Genomic DNA, 1649 nt, shown 5'->3' on the forward strand with positions numbered 1-1649 from the left:
AAAAACCCTCGAGAGATTGGCGTCGCCCGAGGGTTTAAAATCTGTTCTTACTTTGATTTTCACCTCCGGGAGTTTCCTGCCTCCCGGGTATGCGTACATCTCCCGAAAGACTAGGCTGGGTGATGATGGTGATGAATGTTCATTACAAAATTACGCATACTTATTTAAGACTTTAGTTAGTTGCTTCGTTAGTAACCACACTAACCAAGGATTCTTAATTTTTCAATACCGAAATTGAACTTTTCTTAACTATTTTTTCAAGTCTATGTTTTTTAAGTGTTTATTTTTAGTTTCATTGCGATAGAGTGCAAGAAATGAAGTTGCTATACAACGATTTTCCTAGCAAAAAAAGTCCCTAGTATAAATTTTCCCCGAAACAAACATTTAGACTTTACCACCCACAGTAATTAACAAACTTCTCAATAAAGAGACATTTACTCACGATTGAGACGGCTAATTCAAAACTATTATTTCAGTGGGGCAAAAATAGTGATTAATGATGAAACTGCGAAAAGGTAGTACCAAACAAACGGTGCAATTCAGCGAGGCGGAGCTATATCCTCTGATTGGGAATAGTGCTTGTATCCACGAGCTTCGAAATGCCATTAAAAAGTACGCGCAATGTGACGCGGAAGTACTCATACAAGGTGAAACTGGTGTGGGTAAAGGGTTGTGTGCTCGACTCATCCATCAGTTATCTAGTCGACGCTCATCACCCTTTGTAGAGGTTAACTGCGGTGCGATTCCAAGTGGCTTGATTGCTTCCGAACTTTTTGGCCACGAAAAAGGTGCATTTACAGGTGCCATTTCTGACCGGATTGGTTTTATTCAAAAAGCACACAAAGGCACTTTATTTCTCGATGAGATTGGAGATATGCCTTCGGATCTTCAAATACATCTCCTTCACTTTTTAGAAAGCAAACAAATACACAAAGTAGGTGCGGATAAATTTATCGATGTTGATTGTCGTGTGATTGCCGCCAGCCACGTGGATTTAAAAAGCGAAGTCGTACAAGGAGAATTTAGGGAGGATCTATTTTATCGACTCAATATATTACCGCTAACCATTCCTCCACTTCGAAAAAGAGGCAAAGACATTTTGATGCTGTCTGAGCACTTTTTAACAGATTTATCTCATGGTCAAGTACACAACATGTCCGAAGAAGTGAAAGCAAAACTGCTTAAACATCGTTGGCCTGGAAATGTGCGTGAGCTGCGTAATGTGATTCAGCGAGCAATTGTCATGTGTGAAGACAATACCCTACTCGTTGCTGATTTAGGGCTTGAGAACAGTGAAAGGCAATTACTCCCTTCTGTTGATCAAATTGACCTCGACTATTTGTTACAGGCCATCGAAGAAAATAAACACAATATGAGCGCAGCCGCACGCCATCTAGGTATTTCTAGAACAACACTTTATCGGCTGATTAAGAAGTACAATATCAACATCTGACAATGTGTACATGTGTAACGCAACACAGTGTAACAACGAAATCACGGCATATCATTTACTTAGCTTTTTCATATAAAACACGTCATGTAAGGCTCTTTTAAATCAATAAGTTAAAATAGGCATACTCTTTGCCTTTGTATCCTGTGTCGTCACTCATGATGACACAGGAGCAAAAAATGAATATCAACAGGTTTTT

1 protein-coding gene and 1 other annotated feature are annotated in these 1649 nt (G+C 39.4%); the gene reads left to right on the top strand.

The genetic code is table 11. The annotated features are described in order from the left end of the window. Positions 1 to 135: a sequence feature (His leader region), on the bottom strand. 364 nt (positions 136 to 499) lie between these two features. After that, positions 500 to 1453 carry a sigma-54 interaction domain-containing protein gene (locus R7Q38_RS23075; protein ID WP_005480409.1) on the top strand — a complete coding sequence of 318 codons (954 nt, stop codon included), beginning with the start codon at positions 500 to 502 and terminating at the stop codon, positions 1451 to 1453. Positions 1454 to 1649 lie beyond the last annotated feature (196 nt).

Origin of the sequence: Vibrio sp. Vb0598, from assembly GCF_033338935.1 — a bacterium.
Classification (GTDB): Bacteria; Pseudomonadota; Gammaproteobacteria; order Enterobacterales; family Vibrionaceae; genus Vibrio; species Vibrio alginolyticus.

What these genes read in the sequence shown, in the direction of transcription:
- R7Q38_RS23075 (WP_005480409.1), top strand. Translation starts at nt 500, where the DNA reads ATGAAACTGCGAAAAGGTAGTACCAAACAAACGGTGCAATTCAGCGAG.